This window comes from Helicobacter mehlei, assembly GCF_007280785.1.
Lineage (GTDB): Bacteria > Campylobacterota > Campylobacteria > Campylobacterales > Helicobacteraceae > Helicobacter > Helicobacter mehlei.
Genome location: NZ_VKGC01000066.1, coordinates 1 through 680 on the forward strand (window position 1 = coordinate 1; position 680 = coordinate 680).

General features: G+C 45.6%; 1 protein-coding gene. It reads right to left on the reverse strand.

Annotated features, from left to right (window positions below):
* The coding region (locus FNE76_RS08365; RefSeq protein WP_456237344.1) for a PBECR3 domain-containing polyvalent protein at window positions 1-680 on the reverse strand (680 nt) is incomplete at both ends.

Genomic DNA, 680 nt, shown 5'->3' on the forward strand with positions numbered 1-680 from the left:
TTAAACCCACCCTCTTGCTCTTGGGCTTGGGTGTAGAGGGTTTGGGCTTGATTCTTAAGTTCTGGGGTGGTAGGGTTGTCTTGGTGGCGACTGATAGCGTCTAAGGGGAGGCTCGCATCTGTTGCGACTATGGACTCCCCGCTATCTTTAGATAGTCGTATATTCTCGCCACCTTTAAACACGGGGCTATTTTCTAATTTCCCCCCCTCTTTATACATCGTTTTTAAGATGAGTTGCCCATTCTTTACGCCTACAGTTTCTACGACTATAAAATACCCATTAATCTGCTTTCCGCTTATCAGTGTCTTAATATTATTGTGCTTCTTGATTTGGATGATGTCCGCGCCATTAACCATATTTGGGTAGTTAGCTATGTCTGCAATTTCTATAGGGGGTTGCCCTCTTTTGGCGTGTATAGAATCCTTGCCATGTCTGCTTTCTACATGTTTGAGGACATCCCCCTCCGCGATAAATTTTAGCGTTTTGTTAGAGTCTAACCCCAAATGCTCCAAGATTTGCGCATTGGTTAAGTCTCCTACCCATATTTTGGCGTTAGTTTCTTTTACCCTGTCTAAGAGTTCTTGCGTAATCTCTTCGGGTCTAGCTTTGCGTGTGGGCGTGGTTTGGCTAATAAGTTCCCCATCTCCACCCCCATTCCCTGATTTCCCCCCATCTGCGCC